Annotated in this window: 1 protein-coding gene; it reads right to left on the bottom strand. The window is 49.5% G+C overall.

The window, feature by feature from the left end:
* Nucleotides 1-34: 34 nt before the first annotated feature.
* The gene (locus G463_RS21275; RefSeq protein WP_035488055.1) at nt 35-718 is read right to left on the bottom strand and encodes a hypothetical protein; all 684 of its coding nucleotides are present in this window, start codon (nt 716-718) and stop codon (nt 35-37) included.
* Between the last annotated feature and the right edge of the window lie 1,135 nt (nt 719-1,853).

A 1,853-nucleotide genomic window follows, 5' to 3' on the forward strand; every position in this document is an offset into this window, starting at 1 on the left:
TTACAACATTCGACAGAGATTGTGCGGATCTTTTTTATCGCCTCCCTGACGGAATTTCGTGGCCACTAATGTCGATTCTATCGTGGCCATCTACATCATCTTCCATGACCACTTCGTCACCGTAGGAACACATGGGGCTGGCTGCATGATAAAGATGCAATAAGTGGGTGGTCTGCTTGGACTGCAAATCGTATTCATACAGGTCGCCATCCGGACTCGAATCCATCACGTCCTTGCCATTGAATACAGAATAAATGACCTTGCCTCCACCTGCAGCAGCCCAGTAGATGACCCCATAACGAGACGTGGTATGAACGTCCGCTGCGTTCTTGACGGCCTGTGATTCATTCTCCGGTTCATTCTCCATCTGAACCAGCACACTGTCCTTCTGATGAAGCAAATCATATTCGTGAATGGTACTGACAATGCGGTCAGATCCCTCTTGCGTGTCGGAGTTGCTCCAAATGCATTGATTCCCCTCTACATACAGCCCCTCTGGAGCCCCGAAGTCCTGGTATCCGCTCGGTGTCGTGTACATCCGGTATGTCTTTCGTGTCGAAACATTATACGCAAATAAAGACCAACTTGTGTTTCCTTCCCCATCACTTGCAATATCATATACGATCCATTGTCCATCTGCAGCGGCGTGGTTGACTTGTCGGTGGCTCTGCGGATTGAGATGCACGATGGGCGTCACGCTTGCGGTTATGGGATCCAAAATATACAATCCATCTGGATATCTTGGATCCGCGTTGAATGTGGGTGAAGCGACTATCAATCCGTGATTCGGAGAATTGGCTAGCACGAGACCATTTAAGAATTTCGCTGAATGGATATTGTCATTACCTACCAGTGATTCAATGGACCTGGATTGATCATGCCACAATGATTTCACGGGCAGGTACGAAGATGAGGTCGTCTTTGCAACGGTGTTGTCCGTTTGGTCTGAATTCGTAGATGTGGAATTTCGGAATGAGCAACCCGTAGTTACAACAGTGCCATAAGGAGGGGCGACGTAACTCGCCCCTCTCATTCAAGTTAGCCCACGACTCCGTACACACTGCATTGATTTCCAATAAACTGTGATTCAAGTTGTATAAACCAATAGATACCCTTGTCTTCGACGAATAAGTCGAAATCATCCACTCTCAACATCCGCCGACAAGTCGATGTCCAGATGGACTTGCGCCTTATATAGGCGACGTGGCATCGGCCAAGGACGTCTTTCGCAGGATGGCGAACCTCTTGACTGAAGTGCTCCAACCGGCGAGCCATCCCCGGCACACTTTCCTGCTCTGATGCCTAGTGTCCATTACAAATCGAAATATTTTGCAATCCTTTCGCGAACGAAGGCTCCGACTCCCATTGGTGACGCTTGTCTTATGGCGCAGCAGATCGTCATTTCGTCATTTATCCACGAAGATGTCCGGCGTACTGGCATACAACTCAGTGCGACCACATTGCGGGCACACAAAAGCATCAATCGTCGAGAGTTTCGGCTTGGAAAAGAGCCCTCTTTCCTCCTTTGACAGAAACACAAACATCTTTCCAACCGCCAGATCCACCTTTATCAAACGATTCCTGGCATTTGTCACACGTGTGTGCCACGGCAAGTGCCCCCTTTTCCTCGCATCATGATTTGATGAACGCCGCGCTTTCAACGGGCCTGGCAAAAGCGATTCCCTGTCTCCCGCCCCCAAATGAAATATACACCAATTTTGGGATTCGGCAATAGGATTCTTTCTGAAACACAAAGAACCCAACAGGAGATGACCTGTTGGGCTCATGTTCCTTCGCCTGGCAGCGTCCTACGTTCCCAGGGGCTCCCGCCCCAAGTATCCTCGGCGCTGGAG

It is taken from the genome of Alicyclobacillus contaminans DSM 17975 (assembly GCF_000429525.1).
Taxonomy (GTDB): Bacteria; Bacillota; Bacilli; order Alicyclobacillales; family Alicyclobacillaceae; genus Alicyclobacillus_A; species Alicyclobacillus_A contaminans.